Source organism: Nocardioides sp. NPDC087217, assembly GCF_044744805.1.
In the GTDB taxonomy this organism is placed as follows: Bacteria; Actinomycetota; Actinomycetes; order Propionibacteriales; family Nocardioidaceae; genus Nocardioides.
Genome location: NZ_JBIUZB010000002.1, coordinates 408585 through 430929 on the forward strand (window position 1 = coordinate 408585; position 22345 = coordinate 430929).

Consider the following 22345-nt stretch of genomic DNA (forward strand, 5'->3'; position numbering starts at 1 on the left):
GGAATCAGGTACGTGTCGACAGAAACGCGAACGTGCCGGAGAGCTCACGCGTCGACGCCCGGCAAGGGCGGACGCGCGCATGCTTCGAGAAGTGATCGTTCACCGATGCGGGATGCCCGCACGGGCGAAGCCACCGGCAGTCCGGTGGCTAGATCTTGTCCACTTCGATCAGCTCCACTCCTTCACTTTATCAGCCGTGCGGGCCCGCCATCGGCAGCCGGCCTCCGCAGTCACGGGCAGGTCACCCGACTCGGGGGAGGTCGCCCGCGTGAGCGCCTGCCTAGCCTCCGAGCACAGACACGAGGAGGTTCCATGTCCGACAAGCCCAACATCCTGGTCATCTGGGGCGACGACATCGGCATCAGCAACCTGAGCTGCTACAGCGACGGGCTGATGGGCTACCGCACCCCGAACATCGACCGGATCGCAGCCGAGGGCATCCGGTTCACCGACTCCTACGGCGAGCAGAGCTGTACGGCGGGGCGGGCGGCGTTCATCACCGGGCAGAACCCCTACCGCACGGGCCTGACCAAGGTCGGCATGCCCGGCGCGGACCTCGGTCTGCGCGCGGAGGACCCGACCATCGCGACGGCGCTGAAGTCGCTGGGCTACGCGACCGGGCAGTTCGGCAAGAACCACTTCGGAGACCGCGACGAGTTCCTCCCGACCGCGCACGGCTTCGACGAGTTCTTCGGCAACCTCTACCACCTCAACGCCGAGGAGGAGCCGGAGCTGTACGACTACCCCTCGGAGGAGGACTTCCCGAACTTCCGCAAGAGGTTCGGACCGCGCGGGGTCATCCACTCCTGGGCCAACGACGACGGCACCCAGCGCATCGAAGACACCGGTCCGCTCACCAAGGAGCGGATGAAGACGATCGACGACGAGATCGTGCCCGAGGCGCTGCGGTTCATGACCGACGCCAGCTCGAGCGACACCCCGTTCTTCGTGTGGCTCAACACCACCCACATGCACTTCCGGACCCACGTCAAGGACGGCAGCCGCGGCAGGGCCGGCCGGTGGCAGTCCGAATACCACGACACGATGATGGACCACGACGAGCTGGTCGGGTCCGTCCTGGACTTCCTCGACGAGAACGGTCTGGCCGACAACACCATCGTCATGTACTCCACCGACAACGGCCCGCACATGAACAGTTGGCCCGACGCCGGCATGACCCCGTTCCGCAACGAGAAGAACTCCAACTGGGAGGGCGCCTACCGGGTCCCGGCCATGGTCCGCTGGCCCGGTCGCATCCCCGCGGGCGAGGTACGCAACGGGATCGTCAGCCACAACGACTGGTTCGTCACGCTGCTCGCCGCCGCCGGGGACACCGACGTCGCCGACCGGCTCAAGACCGGGACCGAGCTGGCCGGCACGACGTACAAGGTCCACCTGGACGGCCACAACCAGCTCGACTACTTCACCGGCGAGGCCGAGGAGAGCCCGCGCAAGCACTTCTTCTACGTCACCGACGACGGCGATCTCGCGGGCATGCGGTTCGACAACTGGAAGTTCATCTTCCTCGAGCAGCGTCGGACCGGGACGCTGGCCATCTGGCTGGACCCGTTGGTGGAGCTGCGAGCCCCCAAGATCTACAACCTGCGTCTGGACCCGTTCGAGAAGGCGGAGGGCACGTCGAACACCTACTTCGACTGGATGCTCGACCACGCCTGGCTGCTCATCCCGGCTCAGACGTACGTCGCGCAGATGCTGTCCTCGCTGGTCGAGTTCCCGCCCCGGCAGACGCCGGCGACGTTCAGCGTCGACCAGCTGATGGAGAAGCTCAAAGCCGGCATGCCGAGCAGCTGATGACCAGCCAGCCCATCGCCATCAAGCCCAGTTCCAGGCACCCGCTCGTCGACCTGCCCGGCGGCACCTTCACCATGGGGTCGGACGACCACTATCCGGAGGAGGCTCCGACCCACCGCGTACGGGTCGGGGCGTTCTCGATCGACGCGCACCAGGTCACCAACGAGCAGTTCGCGAGATTCGTACGCAAGACCCGCTACGTCACCGTCGCCGAGCGGCCGGTCGACCCGGCAGACTTCCCCGACGCGCCGCCGGAGAACCTGCAGCCGGGCTCGCTCGTCTTCACCCCGACACCCGGGCCGGTCGACCTCCGGCACGTCAGCCAGTGGTGGACCTGGACGCCGGGGGCGTGCTGGTCGGCGCCGGAGGGACCGGGCAGCTCGGTCAAACGCCGGCCGGACCACCCGGTCGTCCACGTCGCGCTGGAGGATGCCCTGGCGTACGCCTCCTGGGCCGGCGCCGACCTGCCCACCGAGGCCGAGTGGGAGTACGCCGCCCGCGGCGGTCTCGAAGGAGCGGCCTTCACGTGGGGCGACGAGCCGCGCCCGGAGGGCCGGATCATGGCCAACACCTGGGACGGTCCCGACTTCCCGTGGCGGCACACCCGGGAGAGCGGCTTCTCCCGCACGTCCCCGGTCGGAAGCTTCCCGGCCAACGGCTTCGGGCTCTTCGACATGGCCGGCAACGTGTGGGAGTGGACCAGCGACTGGTGGACCGACCGGCACCCCGACGAGGTCGCGAAGCCGTGCTGCGTACCCGTCAACCCGCGCGGTGGCGACGCCGAGCAGAGCCTCGATCCCGCGCAGCCCCAGTTCCGGATCGCCCGCAAGGTCGTCAAGGGCGGCTCGCACCTGTGCGCCGACACCTACTGCCTGCGCTACCGGCCCGCGGCACGTCGCCCGCAGATGGTCGACACCGGCACCAGCCATCTGGGCTTCCGATGCGTACGCCGCCCCGAGACCCAGCAACAGAAGGAGACACCGTGACCGAGCACCTGCTGCCGTCCTGGCGCCCGGGTGCCACCCGCGACGCCGTCCTGGCCTTCCTCGACGCCGCCGACGAGGTGCCCGTGGCCGACCGGATGGCCTGCTTCGACAACGACGGCACCCTGTGGTGCGAGCGCCCCACGTACGTCCAGTTCGACTTCTTCGTCGACGCCCTGCGCGCCAGCGTTGCGGCCGACCCGTCGGTGAAGGAGCAACCGGAGTTCGCGGCCCTACTCTCGGGTGACCAGCAGGCGATCGGAGACATCGGGCTGGAGCGGATCGCGGTGGCGCTCACCGGCCTCTTCGTCGGCCTCTCGCCCCAGGACTTCACCGCGCGGACCCGCGAGTTCATGGCTCGCGCCGACCACCCGACCCTCGGGCGGCCGCATCGGAGCTGCACCTACGTACCGATGCTCGAGCTCATCGCCGAGCTGCGGCGCCGTGACTTCTCGGTGACCGTCGTGACCGGGGGAGGGACCGAGTTCGTCCGCGCCATCAGCCAGGACCTCTACGGAGTGCCGCCGGAGGCGGTGGTCGGCACGCTCATCGAGTACGACTACGCCCCGGCCCCGCCGCGCCTGAGCCGGTCCGCACGCCTGGTCGGTGCCGCCAACGAGGGCACCGCCAAGGTGTCGAACATCCAGACCCAGCTGGGACGGCGCCCGATCCTCGCCGTCGGCAACTCCGGCGGCGACCGGGAGATGCTGGAGTGGGCGGCCGCCGGCGACGGCCCGACGCTCGCGCTGCTCGTCGACCACGACGACGCCGAGCGCGAGTTCTCCTACGTCAGCACCGCACAGACGTTCACCGAGCCCGAGCCGATCACCGACGTCGGGGCCCGGCTCGGCTGGACCGTGATCAGCATGGCCCGCGACTGGGAGACGATCTTCGACTGAACCGCCGGGTCAGTCGGGGATGGTGACGACCTCGATGACGTCGATGTCATCGGCCCGCAGCGCGTGCAGGACACCCTGCAGCGCTTCCTGGTCGGGGACCTCGCCGGTGAGCGTCGACTGCTCGTGATGCGCCTGGACGGCCAGCTGCGGGAACGCCTTCTGGAGCTCACGGGAGAGCTCACCGTTCACCCTGATCAGGACCCTCGTCATGGTCTTCCTCGACTGCTCACGTACCGCACGCTACGAATCACTTCAGCACCAGGGTTCACCGAATTCGGGTGATGCTGTCCGCACGCAGCGCCGGGATGGTCGATGACGAACGCAGTCAACGACAGCAAGGACGTGAGATGGCGACCCTGACGGTATGGAAGTACGACACGACCGACGGCGCAGACCAAGCTGTGAAGAAGCTCGAGGAGCTGGTCAGGCAGGATCTCATCATCCTCGAGGATGCCGCGACCGTGCACTGGGAGGTCGGCAAGAACAAGCCGAAGACCAAGCAGCTGACCAGCACCAAGGCCATGGGCGCGATGAGCGGCACGTTCTGGGGCATGCTCTTCGGACTCATCTTCTTCGTCCCGCTGCTGGGTGCAGCGGTCGGCGCCGCGACCGGCGCCCTCACCGGATCGTTGACCGACGTGGGCATCGACGACACCTTCATCAACAAGGTCCGCGACCAGGTCACCCCCGGCACCTCGGCACTGTTCCTGATGACCTCCGACGCGGTGGTCGACAAGGTGCACGAGGCGATGAAGGGCCACGAGGGGGAGCTGATCTTCACCAACCTCAGCAGTGAGCAGGAGAACGCGCTGCGCGAGGTCTTCGCCGAGTGACGTCATGGCCAGCCTGACCGCGTGGGTCTACGACCGGATCATGGGCGCTTCAGACGCCGAGGTCTGGCTCCAGGACCTGCAGGAGCGTGGTGCGCTCACTGTCCATGACGCCATCACGCTCACCTGGTTCCCAGGAGCGGATGAGCCGCAGATCGGCCATCTTCGCCACCGTACGACGGGCGCCGCAGCCAAGGGCTCGTTGCTCGGAGGTCTTCTCGGGATCCTCGTGTTCAACCCGGTCGCGGGCGCCGTTGTGGGGGCGGCGTCCGCGGCCGCGGTTCAACGGCTGAGACAGGCCGGGATCGGCGACGAACTGCTCACCGAGGTCACCGGCCATCTCGGGCCCGGCAAGTCCGCACTCGTCGTGCTGAGCAGCGACGGGGACCCGGACGCGGTCGCCGCGGCCATGAAGCACGGAAACCCGACGCTCGTCTACGCCGAGCTGGACGAGGCGGTCGCCGAGGAGCTCAAGGAGATCCTCCGCGCCGAGACCACAGAACCGACTGACGACGGAGACTGATCATGGCGATGAACCAACCTCCCACCCGACGACTGCAGCCCACGGTGAACGCCGGCCGGCTCTGGGCCGGCGGTGCCGCCGCCGCGGTCGTGGCCGCGCTGCTCGCGGTCGCCGGCATCGTGATCGCCCGTGGCATCTTCGACGTACCCATCCTGGCCCCCGAGGGCGACGGGGTCTGGGGAGATGCCTCGACGTGGTGGTACGCCGTCTGGGCAGCGATCGCCGGGCTGCTGGCCACGGCCGTCGCCCACATCCTCCTCCTGACCACGCCGCAGCCGCGGACCTTCTTCGGGTGGATCGTCGGCCTGGCCACCGTCATCGCGGCGCTGTGGCCGTTCACCTCCGACGCGGGTCTGGACACCAAGCTCGTCACGATGCTGATCAACCTGGTGATCGGGATCGCCATCGGGTCCCTGGTCTCGACGGTCGCTCGGAGCGCGACCGTCCCCGAGATCCGGTGACCTCTTGCGGGCGGTCTCAGATCAGGCCGCGCCCGCGTGCCTCGCGCACCGCTGCCGACCGCGTGTTCACGCCCAGCTTCTGGTAGATCGAGCGTACGTGCGTCTTCACGGTGTTCTCGCTGACTCCTTCGGCCTTCGCGATCTCGGGGATCGTCAGCCGCGAGGGGAGGTCGTGGAGCACGTCGATCTCGCGCGCGCTCAGCAGCGTGTCGATCACCCCCGTGGCGGGGTCGGCCTGCTCGGCGTGATGGGCGAGCAGGGCCGCGACGAAGCCCTCGGCGGGACCGAACCGCGAGCGGTTCCTGGACAGCAGCGGCTCCAGATGTGGCCACACGTCGATGAACGGCCGGCGGAAGTTGTTGGGGACCGCCCACTCGAGCGCCTTCCTGAGTACGTCGAACGCGCGCACGTCATTGCCCATGGACGACTCCAGGGCCGCTGCCAGCACCTGCGCGTAGACGACGGTCGTCGGTACGTGGGCCGGGCGGGTCCCGTCGAGCACCGGCTCGAGCTCGGTCAGCGCGTCGCGGGTCCGTCCGGCGGCGGCGAGTATCTGCGCCTCCGGAATCGTGCTCTCGGCGCTGCCGGGCATCTGGTCGCGCACACGTGCCGCGATCTCTCCAGCCCAGCTCTCGTTGCCGGTGGCGAGGGCCATCCTGATCTCCTGTGGTGTGCTGGCACTGATCGCCGCAGGAGAGACATGGTGAGCGGCGTCGAGCTGCGAGAGCCGCCGGAAGGTCTCGGCGGCCGCAGCGCGGTCTGGACCTACCGTGGCCTCGAAGGTCGCCAGTGCGTGCATGCCGCGTATGGCGAGCCCGACCTCGGCGTCGTTCACCCCGTCCAGCGCTCGCATGCCGAGCTCGGCGTACTCCAGCTGTCCCTGGCCGTCGCCCGTCTGGAAGGCGGTCCACGCGGCGACGAGGTAGGAGTGAGCGAGCCGCGGCGAGTCTCGCCATCCATGCTGGGTGGCGAACGCGATGGCCTGGTCGGACCAGTCGAGGGCAGCCTGGAAGTCGCACATGGCGCCGGTCATCCCGGACAGCTGCGACATGGTCTCGAGCACGACTTGGTCATAGCGACGGCTGCGGGCCAGCACCAGCGCCTGCTCGAGGTCGTCGATGGCTCCGAGGTAGTCGCCGGCGCGCATTCGGGCGGGTCCGCGCTGGGAGAGGAGGACCAGGTTGACGTCGCTGTCTCCGGTCGTGGCGATGTCGAGGATCGCGCTGTCCTGCAGGGCCGCGACGACGTCGCCCCCGGCGAGGGCCCGCTGGACGACAGCCGCGGCGAGCATCGCTGCGTACGTCGGGTCGGACGGCGGATCGTCGACCGACGCCGCACTCAGCGCATCGTCGGCCGCAGGGAGGTCGTTCACGTCCAGCGCCGCCAGGGCGGCGATGACCGCGACCCGATGGTCGGTGACCGGCGAATCGCGGGATGTGATGGCCGCGCGGACGAGATCGCCGCGGCCGGAGAGGATCATCTGGAGTCCGTTCGCGCGGAGCAGGGCGTCGAGCAGGTCCTGGTCGCCGCCCCGCGCCGCATGCCGCAGCGCGGTCGCGGGTTCGCCGTGTGAGTCGAGCCAGAGGGCGGTGGCCCGGTGCTGGCGTGCCGGCGCCTCGACGTCGCGTCGGGCCAGAGCGGCGAGCAGGCAGCTCCGCAGCAAGGCGTGGTAGCGGTACCACCCGGAGTCGCCCGACTGGCCGACGAGCGCGTTCGCCGCGCAAAGCCGGTCGAGCAGGGCACCGGCGTCGGGTCTGCCGGAGAGGTGGGCAGCCAGATCGATGGACAGGTGGTGGGGAGCGCAGGTGGCGTAGAGGAACTCGACCAGCTCCGGGTCGAGCCGGTGGACGACCTCGGTCAGGACGTACTCGATCACCGTGCGGACATCGCCGTCGAAGGCCGCGACGACCGAGGCAGGATCGTCCCCACCGACCATGGCCGCGAGCACCGCCATCCGCAGCGCGGCGGCCCAGCCCTCGGTCAGGCCGACGAGATTCGAGATCGCGTCGGCCGTCATCGGTAGGCCGCTGGCCGCGAACAGCTCCAGCGCCTCGACGTCGGTGAAGGCGAGGTCCTTGCCGCGTACGTCCGAGAGCGACCCATCGAGACGCAGCCGGTGGAGGGTGAGCGACGGCTCGGACCGGCCCGCCATCACCATCCCCACCTCGGGCGGCAGGTCGGCGAGGAGGATGTCGAGCCCGCGCAGGACCTCGGTGTCGTGGAGCAGATGTACGTCGTCCAGCACGATCCAGCGCACCCCGGCGACCAGGAGCGACTCGATCACCTTCGTGACGAACCTCGGCTCGGTCCCCTGCGCGGGCGGGGTCAACCCGTCGAGCTGCTCGGTCCTTCCGGGCAGTCCGGCCAGGACGAGGGCCTCGATCAGCGCCGACCAGAACTCGTACGGCCTGTCGTCCTGCTCGTGCAGCGACAACCAGGCCACCGGCTCATCTCGGGCGGCGGCTCGGGTGGCCCAATCGGCCACGAGCATGCTCTTCCCGTAGCCCGCGGGGGCGCAGACCAGGGTGAACCCGCACTGCCCGACGGCATCCTCGACCAACCGGGCCCGGCTGACGAACGTGGGCAGTATCCGGGGAACGTGCAGCCTTGTCGCCGCCACGTAGGCGCGAGAACCGGTGTTCAACATTCGCAAACGAACGCTCCTCGCATCTCCGACAAGTCTTTACCGGCAACCATCCAATCAGCGGCTCTTCGGTGAAGTAAGGAGTCAAAGGGCCCGTATGCGGGGTAGGGGATACGCCCAGTCGGGTGGTCGCGCTCACCCCTATCGGGTGATACAGGCGGGCCGGACGGGCTAGACCATGGTTGGGTGAGCCCCAGGACACAGAGCCCGGAAGAGCCGGCCACGGGCTGGCCACCGCAGTTCAGGGTCCTGGCGGTCCTGCTCGGATCCGCTGCGGTGGTGATCCTCGTGGCCGGGCTGCAGGCAGCCAGCAGCATCCTCGGGCCGCTGTTCCTCGCGATGGTGCTGACCATCGTCGTCCACCCGGCCCGGAACTGGCTGGCGCGGCGTCTCCCGGCCGGTGTCGCCACCACCCTCTCCATCATCGCGGTCATCGTCGGCGTCGTTGGTCTGGGCGTGTGCGTGCTCCTCGCGGTGGCTCGCTTCGCGACCTTGCTCAGCACCTACAGCGGTGTCGCCGCGGAGCAGGTCGAGGAGCTGACCGACTGGCTCACCAAGGTCGGTATCGGCACTGACGAGGTGCTCAAGATCGTCGAGTCGTTCGACCTCTCGAACCTGCTGTCCGTGGTCTCCGGTGCTCTGAACGGGATGTTCGGGGTGCTGTCCACGGTGGTCTTCATCCTGGCCCTGTGCCTGTTCATGGCCATCGACGCCACGGCGCTGCCGCGCCAGCTCGCCTCGATCAGCCGCCGGCGCCCGGGCCTCGTCGGTGCCCTGTCCTCGTTCGCGGTCGGGACGCGTCGCTACCTGCTCGTCTCGACGGTCTTCGGCCTGATCGTCGCCGCCCTCGACACGCTGGCCCTCTACCTGCTGGGCGTGCCGGCGCCGTTGGTGTGGGGACTGCTCGCGTTCCTGACCAACTACATCCCGAACATCGGCTTCGTCATCGGCCTGATTCCACCGGCGATCCTGGCGCTGCTGGACGAGGACCTCTCGCTGATGCTCGCGGTCATCGCCGTCTACTGCCTCCTGAACGTGGTGATCCAGTCGGTGATCCAGCCGAAGGTCGTCGGTGAGGCGGTGGGTCTCTCGGTGACCCTGACGTTCCTGTCACTGATCTTCTGGTCCTGGGTCATGGGTCCGATCGGTGCCGTGATGGCGGTCCCGTTCAGCCTGTTCGTGCGCGCGGTCTTCGTGGAGGCCGATCCGGAGAAGAGCTGGCTGATGCCGCTGATCGCGGGAAGCGCCCCGGTGGAGCTACTCGGGGATGGTGACGATCTCGATGACGTCGACCCCCAGGGAGCTGAGTAGGTCCAGCACCCCCTGCAGCTCCTTGGCGTCCGCGAGGTCACCGACCAGGGTCGTCGTCGCCGGCTGCGTGGCCCGGGTCAGGTGAGGGAACGTCTCGAGGACGTCGTCCGACACCGACGAGCCCACCCGGATGAGGATCCGGGTCATGAGCGCATCACGCCGATCAGGTGTCCGTTCACGTTGGCTCCAGAGAGTGGCCTTGGACGGTGGTCTCATCAAGGTAAGCGGGCGGGCGCCCGGAGCGGTCACCGGAAACGGGCGAGGGTGAGCCGTCGTGCCTCGGGGAACACTGCTCACGTGAACGTGGCTGCCCTGCGGGGCCGGGTGGAGACCCTGGTCGCCCACGTCCCCCTGCTGCGGAAGCTGGCCACAGAGATCATTCGGATCGAATTCATCGACCGGTGCATGCTGATCGCCGCCCAGGCGCTCCTGGCCATGGTGCCGATGCTGGTCGTGCTCGCGGCCTTCCTGCCCCACCTCACCGAAGCCGCGCTGCAACAGGTCTCGCATGTCACCGGCCTCGGCGACGAGGCCGTCCAGCAGGTCTCCGGAGAGGTGGATCTGGACCAGGTGCGTTCCGAGACCGGTGCGGTGGGCCTGGCGATCACGATCCTGTCGGCGACGTCCTTCGGCCGTGCCGTGCAGCGGATGCTCGAGCGGGTCTGGGAGCAGGAGCACGTCGGAGGCGTGCGCGGAGCCGGTCGCTGCCTGCTCTGGGTCGCCGTCTGGCTGGCCTGTCTCGGGCTGGTCAACGCGGTCGTCAACCTGATCACCGACCCTGGGGACCTGCTCCGGCCGCTGCTCCAGGCCGTGGGCGCGATCGCCGTGTGGTGGGGGACCGGCTGGGTGCTGCTGTTCGGACGCACCCGAGGATGGCTGCTGCTCCCGGGCGCGGTGCTGACCGGTGTCGTGCAGGTCCTCTACAGCCGGGGCTCGGCGTGGCTGATGCCTGTGTACGTCGAGTCGAACGCCGAGCAGTTCGGCATGCTGGGCGTGATCCTTGCGCTCTCGACCTGGCTGATCGGCTTCGGCGGGATCATCGTCGGCGGTGCGCTGCTCGGGCGGCTGCTCGTCGAGGACCCGGTCATCACTTGGTTCGTGCAGCGGGTGCGTGGGCTTCTCACCCGGAGAAGGTGAGGCCGGCGGAGCCGGCCTGCGCTGAAGTCGGACCATGGGCGAAGCAATAGGCGAGTCTCTGCCGATCGCCGTGGGAGTGCTCGTCAGCCCCATGCCGATCGTCGCACTGGTACTCATGCTGGTCAGCGGCCACGCCAGCTCCAACGGGGCGGCCTTCGTCGCCGGGTGGCTGGCGGGCATCTTCGTGCTCGGAACGCTCGTCGCCCTGCTCGTCGGTGCGGCCGGATCGGGAGAGGCGGAGACCCCGACCTGGGCCGCTCTGCTGAAGATCGTCCTCGGAGCGTTGCTCCTCCTGCTCGCCGTACGCAGCTGGCAGGGCAGGCCGGAGGAGGGAGAGACCGCGCCGACCCCGTCGTGGATGGCGGCGCTCGACGAGTTCAACGCGTTCAAGGCGTTCGGCACGGGCGTACTTCTGGGATCGGTCAACCCCAAGAACCTGCTGCTCGTGGTCTCGGCCGCCAGCACGATCGCGACGGCGACAGCGGTGACCAGCGAACGGATCGTGGCGATGGCCGTCTTCACGGTCGTCGCCAGCCTCGGCGTGCTGGTGCCGTTCGGCATCTACCTGCTGGCCGGCGAGCGCGCAGCCCGGCTGTTGGAGGGCATCAAGGCCTGGATGATCGCCAACAACGCGACCATCATGACGGTTCTCCTCGTCGTGCTCGGGGTCAAGATGGTCGGCGACGGAGTGGGGTCGCTCTGATGGACACATCCACCTGGGTCGCGAGCCTCGTCAGCGCAGCACTCGTCGCCGCCCACATCACCGTCTGTGTGGTGGCCCTGGGCGTCATCCCCGGCGGCCGGAAGCCGTCCACGGGCCTGGCCTGGCTGTTCCTCATCCTGGCGCTGCCCGCGTTCGGTCTGCTCGCGTTCCTGCTCTTCGGGAGCACCAGCGTCGGCCGCAAGCGCCGGGCATGGCAGCGGCAGGTCAACGACCTGGTCAGCGCCGAGATCAGGTACGACCCGGCGGCACAGACGGCTCCAGCGGGCCCCTCGGTCGGCGCCGTGCGGCTCAACGAGCGCCTGGGATCGCTGCCCATGACCGGGGACAACCGGGTCGAGGTCCACCCCGACTACGCCCGGACGTTCGCGGCGATGACCGAGGCCGTACGCAGCGCGAAGTGGTTCGTGCACGTCGAGTTCTACATCTCGGCCTGGGACGAGGACACCAGCGACTTCTTCGACGCACTCGTCGACGCTGTCGCCCGCGGGGTGGAGGTACGCTTCCTCTTCGACCACCTCGGTTCGCGCGGCATCCCCGGCCACCAGGACATGCTGTCGCGGCTCGAGGGTTCCGGCATCAAGTGGGCGCCGATGCTGCCCGTCCGCCCCCTGCGCGGTGAGCTCCGCCGTCCGGACCTGCGCAACCACCGCAAGATCCTCGTCGTCGACGGCGTGGTGGCATTCGCGGGCTCGCAGAACCTCATCGAGCCCGGCTACAACAAGCCGAAGAACCACAAGGCGGGGCGCAAGTGGGTCGACCTGATGATCCGGATCGAGGGGCCCGCGGTGCGGGACCTGGCGGTCGTCTTCGCGACCGACTGGTACGCCGAGACCGCCGAGAGCATCCGGGACCTGCTCCTGCCGCGCGAGCCCCTGGAGCTGCAGCGGGCGCAACGAGCCGCCGAGAACGTCGCATGCCAGGTCGTCCCGAGCGGACCCGGTTTCGTGACCGAGAACAACCTACGTCTGTTCAACACCCTGATCTACGGCGCGCATTCGCGGATCTGCCTGGTCAGCCCCTACTTCGTGCCGGACGAGTCGCTTCTCTACGCCGTCACGACCGCCGCTCAGCGGGGTGTCCAGGTCGAGCTGTTCGTGAACGAGGGCGCCGACCAGTTCATGGTCTTCCACGCTCAGCGCTCCTACTACGCCGACCTCCTCGACGCCGGCGTCCGGATCCGGCTCTACCCGGCGCCGTACGTCCTCCACACCAAGTTCTTCACGGTCGACGACACGATCGCCGTCGTCGGGTCCTCGAACATGGACTACCGCTCCTTCGCACTCAACTACGAGGTCATCGTGCAGATCGAGAGCGAGCAGGTGGTCGACAACCTGCAGAGCGTGCTCGACGACTACCGGGAGAGGTCGAGCGAGCTCAGCATCGAGGCATGGTCGCGGCGCGGGCACATGGCCGCGTACGTCGACAACGTCATGCGCCTGACGGCGGCTCTTCAGTAGCCCGCTCCTGGGTCGCCGCCGCTAGGGCGGCCTCGACGGTGGGGTAGACCAGCGGCGGGCCTTCCTCGGCGGCCTCGGTCAGGACGTCGCGTACCTGGCCCACGTCGCCGGCGAGCGTCAGGTCGGCGCCGAGACGCTGTAGGTCGGCACGCAGCTGGGTCAGCATCTCGGTGGCGGTGACGTCGATCGACGGCGTCGCCCGGCCGTCCAGCACGACCAGTCGAAGGTCCGGCACGTCCGTGGCGAGCTCGCGGACCCGCTCGCGTACGAAGTCGGCGTTGACGAACAGCAGGGGCGCCTCGACCCTGACCACCAGCACACCCGGGACCCCTGCGTACGCCGGATTGCGACTCTGGTCGACCCACAGCCCCGGGTGCGCGGACGCACCGTCGTCATCGGTGCCCTCGACCGGGGCCAGTGGCGCGATGTGTGGCCGCGAGGTCCGCGCGATGAGCAGGACGACCGAGGCGGCGATGCCGATCACGAGACCGGGCAGGGTGTCGAAGACGAGCACGCCGATCAGCGCTGCGACGGCGCCGACGAAGTCGGCGCGGGCGCTGATCTGGTAGATCTTGGTGACCTGTCCGGTCCGGACCCGCCACAGCCGGCGCAGCGCGGAGATGTCGACGAGCTCGATCACCGCGGCGATCACGATCGCCGCGAGGGTGGCCTCGGGAAGGTCGGCGAAGAGCTTGGTCATGAACAGCAGGGTGAGCAGTGTGAGCACTGCGGCGGTCACCGCCGAGAGCTGCGACTTCGCCCCGGCCGAGCCGTTGACGGCGGTCTTGGACAGCGAGCCGTTGACCACCATGCCGCTGGCCAGGCCGGCGCCCAGGTTGGAGACGCCCAGGCCGAGCAGCTCGCGGTTCGGGTCGATGTCGTAGCCACTCTTGGCCGCATACGTCTTCGCGGCGCCCAGGCCTTCGGCGAACCCGACGAGCATCACGCCGACGGCGGCCGCGAGGAGGTCGCGGAAATCGGGAGCCGACACGTCCGGAAGCCCGATGGCGGGCAGGCCGGCGTCGATGTGTCCCACGATGGCGAGCCCGCGTTCGTCGAGGCCGAGCAGGGCGGTGAGCCCGATGCAGACCAGCGCCACGATCAGCGAGGCGGGAAGGAGCGGTACCAGCCGCCGCAGGAGGAGCAGGACGGCGAGGCTGCCCACCCCGATGGCGATGGTCAGGGCATCCACGTCACCGAGCTGGCGCAGCAGGTCCCAGGCCTTCTCGAAGAAGTTGCCCGAGCCCTTCTCCACGCCCACCAGCGACGGTAGCTGTCCGATGATGATCGTCAGCGCGAGCCCGATGATGAAGCCACGTAGGACCGGCTCGCTGATGAACGCTGCCAGAAACCCCAGCCGCAGCAGGCCGGCGATGAGCGCGACGATCCCGGTCGCGATGGCCAGCCCGACGGTGAGCGCGACGACGTCGGCTCCACCGGACGCGAAGTCCGCCACGATCCCGGCCGAGAGCGCCGCGGTGGCCGACATCGGCGCGACGATCAGATGACGCGAGGAGCCGAGCAGGCTGTAGAGCACCAGCGCCGGCACGGCCGCGTAGAGGCCCACGACCGGCGGCGCGCCGGCGATGGTGGCGTACGCCAACGACTCCGGTACGAGCACGGCCCAGACCGTGAGCCCGGCGAGGATGTCGGACCTGACCCAGGACGGCGAGTAGCCGCTGAAGGACGGCGCGATGAGTCTGGCCACGATCGGTGAGGCTGCTACGCCGGGGTCCGTTCTCGGATCGCCCGGAAGGGGTGAGGCTCCGGTCACCCGGCCCAAGTCACCCGATGCGGGTGATCAGCACGGGCGCGGAGCGACCTAGCGTCGGAACCGTCCTGCCGCCCCGGCAGGCGTGCGATAGGTGGGAGGCACGATGGAACGCGGCCCGGTCGAGATCCTGTTCCTTTCGATGTCGGAGGACGTCGAGCTCGGCGACCTCGCGGCGGTACTGCGGCAACCGGTCGAGAGCGGAGTGATCCGGATCATCGACTGCGTGCTGATGTCCAAGGACGCCGGCGGCAGCTTCCGGGCCCTTGACCTGGAAGAGGCCGAGGGCCTGCCCGCAGAGCTGGCGGGGCTCCAGATCGATGCCAACGACCTGCTCAGCGACTCTGACATCGAGACGTTCGCCACCGCCCTCGAGCCTGGTCGGGCCGGCCTCGCGGTCGTCTACGAGCAGGTCTGGGCGCGGGAGGCCGTCAGTCAGATCCGCAACGTCGGTGCCGAGGTGGAGCTGTTCCTGCGCGTGCCGCCCGAGGACGTCGACGTCGCCTTCGCATCCGCCGCCCGCTAGAGAGGAGACACGCCATGTTGCGCAGACGTATGGGCCGGCCCGGTCTCATCGGTGCCGCCGCACGTACGGCCGTCATCGCCGGTACCGCCACCGCCACCTCGAACGCCGTCAACCGCCGACAGGCGGCCAAGGCCCAGGAACAGGCCGAGGCGCAGGCCTACGAGCAACAGCAGTACGCAGCGGCCCAGCCGCCTCCACAGGCTGCTGCGCCGCCCGCTCCGGCGGCGCCGGCGCAGGGCGACCTGATCGGGCAGCTGACCCAGCTGGGTGAGCTGCACAGCCAAGGAGTGCTCAGCGACGAGGAGTTCGCAGCCGCAAAGCAGCAGCTGCTCGGCTGACGGACATCAGGAGCGGGGGAGGACATGTCGACAGGAACCCTGACGGTGTGGAGGTTCGACACACCTGAGGGCGCCGAGGAGACCATGTACGCGCTGGAGGGGCTGGCTGGCGAGGGCCTCATCGACCTCCACGACGCCGCGGTGCTCTCCTGGCCGTCGAGCACCACGAAGCTGAGGACGATCGAGCTGCATCCGGCCACGGACGCGGGCGGGGGAGCGTTGGGCGGCTCCTTCTGGGGGCTTCTGCTCGGCTTCATCTTCTTCGTGCCGTTGCTCGGCGCCGCCCTGGGCACCGCCACCGGGCTGATCTCGGACGCGCTGAGCGCCGTCGGGATCGACGACGGCTTCATCAACCGGGTCCGGGACCGGGTCACCCCCGGGACCTCGGCCCTGTTCGTGCTGACCACGGACAGCGTCGTCGACTCGGTCAGGGACGCCCTCGGAGGGCGACTGCCGTCCGACCCGATCTTCACCGACCTGACCGATGGCCAGGAAACAGCACTGCGCGACGTCTTCGGCGTCGGAGGATCGCCCGTTGCGGGTGAGCCCGCCGGGGCTGAAGCGGCCTAACTTCACGTCCACTGAAGCGGTCGACGAGAAAACCGCTCACGACCACAGGGAGTACTCATCATGAGCACCACCACACCACGAGGCGGAGGCTACGACACTCCGGTCAAGACCGCCTTCGCCTTCTCCGGCGCGATCTTCGCAGGCACCATCCTCACGACCGTAGGCATCTTCCAGATCCTGTCCGGCATCGCTGCCGTGGCCGAGGACACGGTCTACGTGAAGGGCGTCGACTACGTCTACCAGTTCGATCTCACCGCCTGGGGCTGGATCCACATCGTCCTGGGGGCGATCGCGGTAGCCGTCGGCATCGGCCTGCTCCTCGGACAGACGTGGGCCCGCATCTCCGGCATCGTGATCGCGGTCATCGGCTCGATCTCCGCGTTCGCGTTCATGCCCTACTACCCGTGGTGGGCACTCGCGATGCTGGCGCTCTACATCTTCGTCATCTGGTCGCTCGCGCAGCTGATGTCGAGCGGAGACGAGCTCTGACATGGCCAGCTCCGACATCCCGGGCTCCGACGTCACCGGCTCGGAGCCTCCGGGACCCGACGTACGGAGCTCGGGTGCCGGACCGGATCCGAGCCTGGCCACGCCTGCTCCGGAGCGTCGTGTCGGCTCCGGGTCGGTGTTCGAGGGCCTCGGGGATTACTGGGGCCTGGTCCTGACCTATGGGTTGGTCACCACCGCACTCGGCGTCATCCTGGCGGTCTGGCCGAAGCAGACGCTCGTCGTCGTCGCGGTGATCATCGCGATCCAGATCATCGTGTCGGGACTGTTCCGCATCATCGCCGCCGTGGCCGGCAGCTCCATGGAGGGCGGCCTGCGAGCGGTCGTCGGCTTCTCGGGGGCGCTGGCGATCGTCGTCGGCCTGCTCTTCCTGCGTGACCCGGTCCAGACGCTGCTCATCGTCACCATCCTGCTCGGGGTCTGGTGGGTCATCGGGGGCATCGTCGACATCATCGGCGCCGTCCTCAGGCCGGCCCCTGGGCGACGTATGTGGGACATCACCGCCGGGGCCATCACGGTCCTCGCCGGTGCCGTGCTGCTCATCAACCCGGAGCTGTCCCTCGGTGCACTCCTGGTGATCTCCTGCGTGTGGCTGATCGTCGTCGGCATCATCGCCGTCGTGATGGCCTTCCGGCTCCGTTCCGAGGCCAAGAGCTGAAGTTCGGACCCGGCCGAGAGCGAGCTCGATCGCCTCGGCCGGGTCCGACCTGAGATCGCGCGGAGATCGTCAGATGAGGTTCAGGCTCCGCGCCACGGCCAGCGCCTGACTGCGCCGTGAGGCGCCGAGCTTGGCGTACAGGCTGCTGACGTGGGTCTTCACCGTGTTCTCGGAGACGTAGAGCGCGGCACTGATGTCGGCGTACGTCGATCCGCGAGCGAGCTCACGAAGGACGTCCCGCTCCCTGGCGCTCAGGCCCGGGAGCGGCCCGGCGGCCTCGTCGACCGCCTCGGTCGGACGGGGCGTGCCCTGGTCGAAGTACGTCGTCAGGCTGGACATGTCCGCGATGCCGGCCGAGATCCGGCTGACCCAGCGATGCGGCCGGAGCGCCGGCAACCGTCCCAGCATGGTCTGCACCGGCGTCCCCTGTCGGGTCCAGCCGAGGAACGGGATCGCGTTCTGGCGCACCTCGGTCTCGATCGCGACCTGCTGGAGCTGTTCGGCCGCCGCGTCCACGTCCCCCAGCTCGTGGAGCAGCTCCGCGCGCCCGACGAGCGCGACCCCTCGGGTCATCGGCTGGGACCACCCCGCCTGCTGGGCGGCGGTGTCGAAGTGGTCCGCGGCGAGTCGCCGGTTTCCGTCGAGGTCGGCGAGCAGCGCTCTGGCCAGGGCCGCCTCGCCGTTCATCCCGCGCTCGGTGAGCTCGGCCTCCACGGACTTCAGCGAACGCCGGTCGGTCGCCAGCGCGGCCAGCTCGGCCCGGTTGAGCAGCAGAGTGACCTGGAGGTGGTCCGGCAGCCGGAAGGCGCCGGGCAGGTCCAACGGCTCGCCGAGGATCTGGCGGGCGCGTACGACCGAGTGGCCGGACAAGGTGACGTGTGCCTCCCGGAGCCTCATCCAGAACCGGGTGCACAGGTCCGCGGGATGGAGCTTCGCGTCCGGGATGGACGCCAGCTCGAGCCACGGGAGCCGTGCGGTGCGTGCCAGGGCTGCGGCCAGCGCCGTCCGGGTGCGGGTGAAGTCGCTGCGGGCGCCGTGAGGCCGGCCTCCGTCGGCTCGCTCGAGCAGGGTGGCGGCCTCGTCCGCGATCTCTCCGCAGGCCGCTTCGCGACCCAGCATGTATTGGGTCATCGCCAGATGGCTGGAGGCATCGGCCCCGACCGCCGGCACGTCCCAGGTGCGGGCCAGCCCGATCGCCGAGGTGAGGCTCTGCTCCGCCTCCAGCAGCTGACCGAGCCAGCTCTGGGTGATGCCGAGCTCGGTGAGCAGCTGCGGCAGGACGTCGGCCTCGCCGCCGGTGCCGTGTCTGCCGCGGACCACCTCGTCGGCCCGGTCGGCTGCGGCCTGCAGGGGCTCGAGGCCGAGCCGTGCCCGCATCAGCCCGATGCAGGCGAGCTCCTCCTCCGACATCGCCGCCGGCTCAGCCAGACAGCGGTCGAGCCAGTGCTCTGCCTCGGGTATGTCGCCGTCGAGCCAGGCCTCGACCGCGAGTGCGAACCAGGCCCTCGGAGTCGTCTCGACGTGCTCGGCGAGGTTGCGCGCGAAGGGACCGAGGCGGTCGCCGTCACCGCGCATCGCCGTCTTGACGCCGTCGTCGGCGAGTACGACCGCCATCTCCTCGTGGGCGCCGACCGCTTCGAGCCGCCGCAGCGCGCCCGGCGCCTCGCCGCGCGTCCGGTCGATCCGGACAGCGCGCACCACGGTCGACTGTGCCCGGGCGACGTCGACTCCGCCGGCGACCAGCCTGCGGCGTACGACCTCGGCGAGCAGCGGGTGGATCCGGTAGGCCTCCTCGCCGTGGGCGACGGGGACGAGCGGGACCGCGCGGGTCACCAGCAGCCCGGTGCTCTCCAGATCGGTCAGCGTCTCCCCGGCGCTCGGGTCCTGGGAGAGATGGGCGGCGGTCCTGGCGGTCACGACCGTCTCGGCAGCTGTGCACAGCAGCAGATGCCTCGCGCGTGCGGACAGTGACGCGAACACCTCGCTCGCCACCCGGTCTCCGAGACCCACGGTTCCGTCCTCGAAAGCGGTCTCGCCCGCCCTGCCCGGAGGGCCGGCGTGGACCGACCGGGCCGCGAGGACGACGGCGGCGCACCAGCCGCGGGCCTGCTGGACGATGGCGTCGATGACGGGCCTGGAATCGGTGCGGGCGTGCTCGACGATGAGCGCCTCGGCCTCGACGTCGCTCAGCTGCAGCACATTGCCTCGTACGACCGCGAAGTTGCCCAGCAGCTCCGGCACCAGCCTGGTGAAGGGCAGGTCCCAACGGCTGATCATCACCAGGCGCATGGAGTCGGGATCGTCGTTGAGCCGCTCGTTGAGCATCCGGTGCGTGGCCGCGCGAAGCAGGTGTGCGTCGTCGATGACGATGCGACGGGGCGTGCCCTCTGCGGCGTCGTCGATCATGCCGGAGAGCTGATCGGGGGTCATCGTGCCGTCGGCGTCCACCCAGCGCTGTGCGCGTGGAGGGCCATCGCCGCTCTGTTGCCGCAGCCATCCGGCGACCCCCAGGGTCTTGCCGGCGCCGGCGGGGGCGATGAGCAGCGTGATCGCGGCATCGGCGGAGCGGTCGAGGTCGGCCCACAGCGAGCGGCGCGGCACGTAGACCCTCGGGAGGCGAGGCCACGGGGCGCTGGCGGCGCCATCACCGTCCCTCGGTGTGGGTATCACCGCCGTTGCCGCCTCAGGGCGTGGCTTCGGTGCGGGTCCTGCTGTCGTCGGGTCTGTAGCGGGCGCCGGCCTGCTGTGCTGCACAACCCCTCCCCTCGGTCAGAGCTCAGATGCCACGCCGGCGTCGTGCGCTCGTTTGGGGGGAGTGTGCTGATGAGCGGCACCGCGCCGTCGGTGAGCCAGGCGTAGTCGTTCGGACTTCCCGCGATGCTTCTCAAAGTAAATGGCGAAAGACCGCGAAGGATCACCTATTTCAGGTGACCGGGAGTCAGATCAACTTCGGGAACGTCAGGAGTACGACTGCCAGCAGCACGAAGCCCACGCCGCCGAGGCAGAGCAGCGTCCACTGGGCGCTGCGGCGGCGCATCCGCTCGGAGAGGGCTGTGAAGAAGAGCACCGTGGCGAATCCGATGGTCAGGACGGTGTAGTTGTCGCCGCGCTGGTTGTTGCGGAGCGCCTGGGTGAACTTGCCGTCGGCCTTGCGGTCGGCGGCGCTGGCCTGAACGGACTCGGGGATGACGTACGCCTTCATGTCGAACGGCGTGGCGGGAGCGTCGGGATCCTTGAGCGGCCGGGCGTCGAGCCAAGCCGGGAAGACCGTTGCCAGCGGCTCGGGGAAGCGCGCCTGGAGGAACTCGGTGAGCTCGGTGTCGCCGCTCTGGTACGCCTCGAGCCACTGCGTGAACAGGGCGACCTGGACCGACAGCTTGCGGTTGGCCGTGGCCTCGAACCGAGCGGCCGCGATCCGGTTCGTCGATGCCTGCGAGAAGGAGATCGACATGGCGCCGCTCCACTTGCTGGCCTGGAAGCCGGTCCAGGCGGTCAGGATCGCCGTCACCGACAGCAGCAGGATCGCGATCAGCTCGCGCCAGTCCGTACGCGAGTGCTCAGGGGCCGCAGTGGTCGTCACGATCCCAGGGTGCATACGCCGGGAGGTGTCGGTGATCGCCGGAAAGGGGTGAACGAGCCGATCCGTGCGAACAGCGAGGTCTAGAGGGCCATCTGGTCCGGTGGCCAGTCGCCCTCGTGCGGGTCGCGGTAGGTGCGCCCGGCGGAGCGCCGCTCCCGGTCGCTGGACTCCTCGTCCTGGGCCACCCAGGCGACGGCATCCTCGTAGGCTTCCCGGGTGGCCTCCCAGATCACGGCGGTGCCCTGGTAGACGGAGCCTGCCGAGCCGAGGGTGTCGTCGGTCTGCAGCTGTCGCACCAGCCGTTCGTTGTCGCTGACGATCACCAGTCTGCTGCCGAGGTCGCCGAGCCCGGCGGCGTACGTCCCCAGCACCTCCAGCAGCGTGGCGCCGGCGTCGTCCGCGCCACGCAGCCGCAGGATCACCACCGACCTGCGGGAGGCCGGCGTCAGGTCGGGCATCTGCGAACGCAGCGAGCTGGCGGTGGCGAAGAAGATCGGCCCGTACGGCTGGAGCACCACGACCTCGCGTTCGCCGAGGCTCCTCGGAGGGTTGGTCTCGATGACCCGGTCGTCGGCCCCCATCACCAGCCGGCGCGTCACCAGGCGGGAGGACTGCCCGATCACGAAGAGCAGCACCGACAGCCCGACCCCGACCAGCACGGCGTACTGCAACGGCATCAGCAGGGTGAGCACCAGCGTCGTCAGCATCACAGTCAGCGGCACCGGCCCGGTCTTGCCGACCGCGATCAGCTTGGCCGGCTTGACGGTGCTGACACCGACCACGATCAGCAGTCCGGCGAGGGCCGGCATGGCGACGAGCTCGACGACGCCGGCGAAGAGAACGATGACGGCGGCCATGACGGCGGCCGCGACGAGGAGCGCGAACCGGTTCCGGGCGCCCGCGCCGACGACCAGTGAGGTGGCCGACATCGACCCGCCCACGGGTACGCCGCGGAAGAGGCCGGAGGCGATGTTGCCCGCTCCCTGGCCGATGAAGTCGCGCGAGGGACGGGTGGTGCCGTCCGGGTTCGGGAAGCCTGCCGAGACCCCGGCGCCCTGGACCAGCCCGACGAACGCGAGCGCGGCGGCAGGAAGCAGCAGGTCGATCGTGGCCGACAGGTCGGGGAACACCGGAAGAGGCAGCGAGCCGGGGACCTCGGCGACGTCGGCGACCAGCGCCACGGTGTCGCTGCCCAGCGCGTTGAGCAGGGCAGCCAAGGCGGAGCCGGCGGCGACCGCCACCACGAGTCCGGTGGCGAGTGCTCGCACCGGGTCGTCGTAGGCGTCGAGGTCCACGTCGGCGACGATGATCGCCATCGCTCCCGTGCCCTGGATCGCCATCGCGGCGGTCCCGGTGAACAGCGCCCCTCCGGCGAGCCCGAACAGGTAGCCGTAGAGCCCCGCGACCGGGTTCACCCCGGCGAGGAGACCGCTGGCGAGGCCGTCCGGGACCGATTCGATGCCGAGCACGGCGCCGGCAGCGGCATCGCGCCGGGCCGTACGCCGATCGAAGAGGTGGCGAGGCAGAGTGATCCGCTCGCGCAGCCAGGTCAGCACCGCACCATCCCAGCGCCACCGGCGCGCGGTCGCCTCCCCTGACTCGGGTGAGGCGGTT

Annotated in this window: 22 protein-coding genes; 15 read left to right on the plus strand and 7 right to left on the minus strand. The window is 69.5% G+C overall.

Features of this window, described 5'->3' with window-relative positions; all coding sequences use genetic code 11:
* Positions 1-312 precede the first annotated feature (312 nt).
* From ACIO3S_RS09290 to ACIO3S_RS09300, 3 genes are read left to right on the plus strand one after another with little or no spacing between them, the layout of a single operon-like run.
* Positions 313-1812, plus strand: a complete 1500-nt coding sequence (locus ACIO3S_RS09290; RefSeq protein WP_400462114.1) for an arylsulfatase — start codon at positions 313-315, stop codon at positions 1810-1812.
* Entirely contained in the window at positions 1812-2798 is a 987-nt protein-coding gene (locus ACIO3S_RS09295) for a formylglycine-generating enzyme family protein (protein WP_400462117.1), read from the plus strand. Before ACIO3S_RS09290 ends, ACIO3S_RS09295 begins: the two co-directional genes overlap by 1 nt.
* Positions 2795-3694: an HAD family hydrolase gene (locus ACIO3S_RS09300; protein WP_400462120.1), complete on the plus strand. Its 900-nt coding sequence runs from the start codon at positions 2795-2797 to the stop codon at positions 3692-3694. Before ACIO3S_RS09295 ends, ACIO3S_RS09300 begins: the two co-directional genes overlap by 4 nt.
* Before the next feature lie 9 nt (positions 3695-3703).
* Here the strand turns inward: ACIO3S_RS09300 and ACIO3S_RS09305 are convergent, their stop codons facing one another.
* Positions 3704-3904 (minus strand): hypothetical protein, encoded by a 201-nt coding sequence (locus ACIO3S_RS09305; RefSeq protein WP_160023944.1) that lies wholly within the window; start codon positions 3902-3904, stop codon positions 3704-3706.
* A gap of 137 nt (positions 3905-4041) precedes the next feature.
* Between ACIO3S_RS09305 and ACIO3S_RS09310 the strand changes: the two genes are divergently transcribed.
* From ACIO3S_RS09310 to ACIO3S_RS09320, 3 genes are read left to right on the plus strand one after another with little or no spacing between them, the layout of a single operon-like run.
* Entirely contained in the window at positions 4042-4527 is a 486-nt protein-coding gene (locus tag ACIO3S_RS09310; RefSeq protein WP_160023943.1) for a DUF1269 domain-containing protein, read from the plus strand.
* 4 nt (positions 4528-4531) lie between these two features.
* Positions 4532-5047, plus strand: a complete 516-nt coding sequence (locus ACIO3S_RS09315) for a DUF1269 domain-containing protein (RefSeq protein ID WP_400462124.1) — start codon at positions 4532-4534, stop codon at positions 5045-5047.
* Positions 5048-5049: 2 nt separating this feature from the next.
* Positions 5050-5508 carry a DUF6069 family protein gene (locus ACIO3S_RS09320; protein ID WP_350837190.1) on the plus strand — a complete coding sequence of 153 codons (459 nt, stop codon included), beginning with the start codon at positions 5050-5052 and terminating at the stop codon, positions 5506-5508.
* Between the two features lie 16 nt (positions 5509-5524).
* Here ACIO3S_RS09320 and ACIO3S_RS09325 read toward each other — a convergent pair whose 3' ends face one another.
* A complete protein-coding gene (locus ACIO3S_RS09325) occupies positions 5525-8155 on the minus strand; it encodes a LuxR C-terminal-related transcriptional regulator (protein ID WP_400462127.1) in 2631 nt (876 codons plus the stop codon).
* Between the two features lie 183 nt (positions 8156-8338).
* Here ACIO3S_RS09325 and ACIO3S_RS09330 point away from each other — a divergent pair, with 183 nt between their 5' ends.
* Positions 8339-9463: an AI-2E family transporter gene (locus ACIO3S_RS09330; RefSeq protein ID WP_400462130.1), complete on the plus strand. Its 1125-nt coding sequence runs from the start codon at positions 8339-8341 to the stop codon at positions 9461-9463.
* Here the strand turns inward: ACIO3S_RS09330 and ACIO3S_RS09335 are convergent.
* Positions 9410-9610, minus strand: a complete 201-nt coding sequence (locus ACIO3S_RS09335; protein ID WP_160023938.1) for a hypothetical protein — start codon at positions 9608-9610, stop codon at positions 9410-9412. The two genes, ACIO3S_RS09330 and ACIO3S_RS09335, sit on opposite strands and share 54 nt — an antisense overlap.
* Before the next feature lie 150 nt (positions 9611-9760).
* On the opposite strand from ACIO3S_RS09335, the gene ACIO3S_RS09340 reads away from it, so the two are divergent.
* From ACIO3S_RS09340 to cls, 3 genes are read left to right on the plus strand one after another with little or no spacing between them, the layout of a single operon-like run.
* Entirely contained in the window at positions 9761-10600 is an 840-nt protein-coding gene (locus ACIO3S_RS09340; protein WP_400462134.1) for a YhjD/YihY/BrkB family envelope integrity protein, read from the plus strand.
* 34 nt (positions 10601-10634) lie between these two features.
* The gene (locus ACIO3S_RS09345; protein WP_400462136.1) at positions 10635-11303 is read left to right on the plus strand and encodes a GAP family protein; all 669 of its coding nucleotides are present in this window, start codon (positions 10635-10637) and stop codon (positions 11301-11303) included.
* Entirely contained in the window at positions 11303-12781 is a 1479-nt protein-coding gene (gene cls, locus ACIO3S_RS09350; RefSeq protein ID WP_400462139.1) for a cardiolipin synthase, read from the plus strand. The genes ACIO3S_RS09345 and cls overlap by 1 nt, the downstream gene beginning before the upstream one ends.
* Here cls and ACIO3S_RS09355 read toward each other — a convergent pair.
* A complete protein-coding gene (locus ACIO3S_RS09355) occupies positions 12753-14489 on the minus strand; it encodes a SulP family inorganic anion transporter (RefSeq protein ID WP_400462141.1) in 1737 nt (578 codons plus the stop codon). The genes cls and ACIO3S_RS09355 overlap by 29 nt on opposite strands.
* A gap of 169 nt (positions 14490-14658) precedes the next feature.
* Between ACIO3S_RS09355 and ACIO3S_RS09360 the strand changes: the two genes are divergently transcribed.
* The 5 genes from ACIO3S_RS09360 to ACIO3S_RS09380 are packed head-to-tail and all read left to right on the plus strand — an operon-like array spanning position 14659 to position 17151.
* Complete coding sequence (locus ACIO3S_RS09360; protein WP_160023933.1) at positions 14659-15078, plus strand: DUF6325 family protein; 420 nt, start codon at positions 14659-14661, stop codon at positions 15076-15078.
* Between the two features lie 14 nt (positions 15079-15092).
* Entirely contained in the window at positions 15093-15416 is a 324-nt protein-coding gene (locus ACIO3S_RS09365; protein WP_400462145.1) for an SHOCT domain-containing protein, read from the plus strand.
* A gap of 24 nt (positions 15417-15440) precedes the next feature.
* Positions 15441-15986, plus strand: a complete 546-nt coding sequence (locus ACIO3S_RS09370; RefSeq protein WP_400462148.1) for a DUF1269 domain-containing protein — start codon at positions 15441-15443, stop codon at positions 15984-15986.
* A 60-nt stretch (positions 15987-16046) separates the two neighbouring features.
* Complete coding sequence (locus tag ACIO3S_RS09375; RefSeq protein ID WP_400462151.1) at positions 16047-16475, plus strand: hypothetical protein; 429 nt, start codon at positions 16047-16049, stop codon at positions 16473-16475.
* A 1-nt stretch (position 16476) separates the two neighbouring features.
* A complete protein-coding gene (locus ACIO3S_RS09380) occupies positions 16477-17151 on the plus strand; it encodes an HdeD family acid-resistance protein (RefSeq protein WP_400462154.1) in 675 nt (224 codons plus the stop codon).
* Between the two features lie 69 nt (positions 17152-17220).
* On the opposite strand, the gene ACIO3S_RS09385 is transcribed toward ACIO3S_RS09380, so the two are convergent.
* From ACIO3S_RS09385 to ACIO3S_RS09395, 3 genes are all read right to left on the minus strand, one after another.
* Positions 17221-19752, minus strand: a complete 2532-nt coding sequence (locus ACIO3S_RS09385; RefSeq protein WP_400462157.1) for a LuxR C-terminal-related transcriptional regulator — start codon at positions 19750-19752, stop codon at positions 17221-17223.
* Between the two features lie 337 nt (positions 19753-20089).
* On the minus strand, positions 20090-20731 hold the full coding sequence (locus ACIO3S_RS09390; protein WP_400462159.1) for a hypothetical protein: 642 nt from the start codon (positions 20729-20731) through the stop codon (positions 20090-20092).
* A gap of 80 nt (positions 20732-20811) precedes the next feature.
* Positions 20812-22287: a SulP family inorganic anion transporter gene (locus tag ACIO3S_RS09395; RefSeq protein ID WP_400462162.1), complete on the minus strand. Its 1476-nt coding sequence runs from the start codon at positions 22285-22287 to the stop codon at positions 20812-20814.
* Positions 22288-22345 lie beyond the last annotated feature (58 nt).

Excerpts from the sequence above, each read along its gene's own strand:
- ACIO3S_RS09290 (WP_400462114.1), top strand. The coding sequence starts at position 313 with ATGTCCGACAAGCCCAACATCCTGGTCATCTGGGGCGACGACATCGGC.
- ACIO3S_RS09295 (WP_400462117.1), top strand. The coding sequence starts at position 1,812 with ATGACCAGCCAGCCCATCGCCATCAAGCCCAGTTCCAGGCACCCGCTC.
- ACIO3S_RS09305 (WP_160023944.1), bottom strand. The coding sequence starts at position 3,904 with ATGACGAGGGTCCTGATCAGGGTGAACGGTGAGCTCTCCCGTGAGCTC.
- ACIO3S_RS09310 (WP_160023943.1), top strand. The coding sequence starts at position 4,042 with ATGGCGACCCTGACGGTATGGAAGTACGACACGACCGACGGCGCAGAC.
- ACIO3S_RS09315 (WP_400462124.1), top strand. The coding sequence starts at position 4,532 with ATGGCCAGCCTGACCGCGTGGGTCTACGACCGGATCATGGGCGCTTCA.
- ACIO3S_RS09320 (WP_350837190.1), top strand. The coding sequence starts at position 5,050 with ATGGCGATGAACCAACCTCCCACCCGACGACTGCAGCCCACGGTGAAC.
- ACIO3S_RS09325 (WP_400462127.1), bottom strand. The coding sequence starts at position 8,155 with ATGTTGAACACCGGTTCTCGCGCCTACGTGGCGGCGACAAGGCTGCAC.
- ACIO3S_RS09335 (WP_160023938.1), bottom strand. The coding sequence starts at position 9,610 with ATGACCCGGATCCTCATCCGGGTGGGCTCGTCGGTGTCGGACGACGTC.
- ACIO3S_RS09345 (WP_400462136.1), top strand. The coding sequence starts at position 10,635 with ATGGGCGAAGCAATAGGCGAGTCTCTGCCGATCGCCGTGGGAGTGCTC.
- cls (WP_400462139.1), top strand. The coding sequence starts at position 11,303 with ATGGACACATCCACCTGGGTCGCGAGCCTCGTCAGCGCAGCACTCGTC.
- ACIO3S_RS09360 (WP_160023933.1), top strand. The coding sequence starts at position 14,659 with ATGGAACGCGGCCCGGTCGAGATCCTGTTCCTTTCGATGTCGGAGGAC.
- ACIO3S_RS09365 (WP_400462145.1), top strand. The coding sequence starts at position 15,093 with ATGTTGCGCAGACGTATGGGCCGGCCCGGTCTCATCGGTGCCGCCGCA.
- ACIO3S_RS09370 (WP_400462148.1), top strand. The coding sequence starts at position 15,441 with ATGTCGACAGGAACCCTGACGGTGTGGAGGTTCGACACACCTGAGGGC.
- ACIO3S_RS09375 (WP_400462151.1), top strand. The coding sequence starts at position 16,047 with ATGAGCACCACCACACCACGAGGCGGAGGCTACGACACTCCGGTCAAG.
- ACIO3S_RS09380 (WP_400462154.1), top strand. The coding sequence starts at position 16,477 with ATGGCCAGCTCCGACATCCCGGGCTCCGACGTCACCGGCTCGGAGCCT.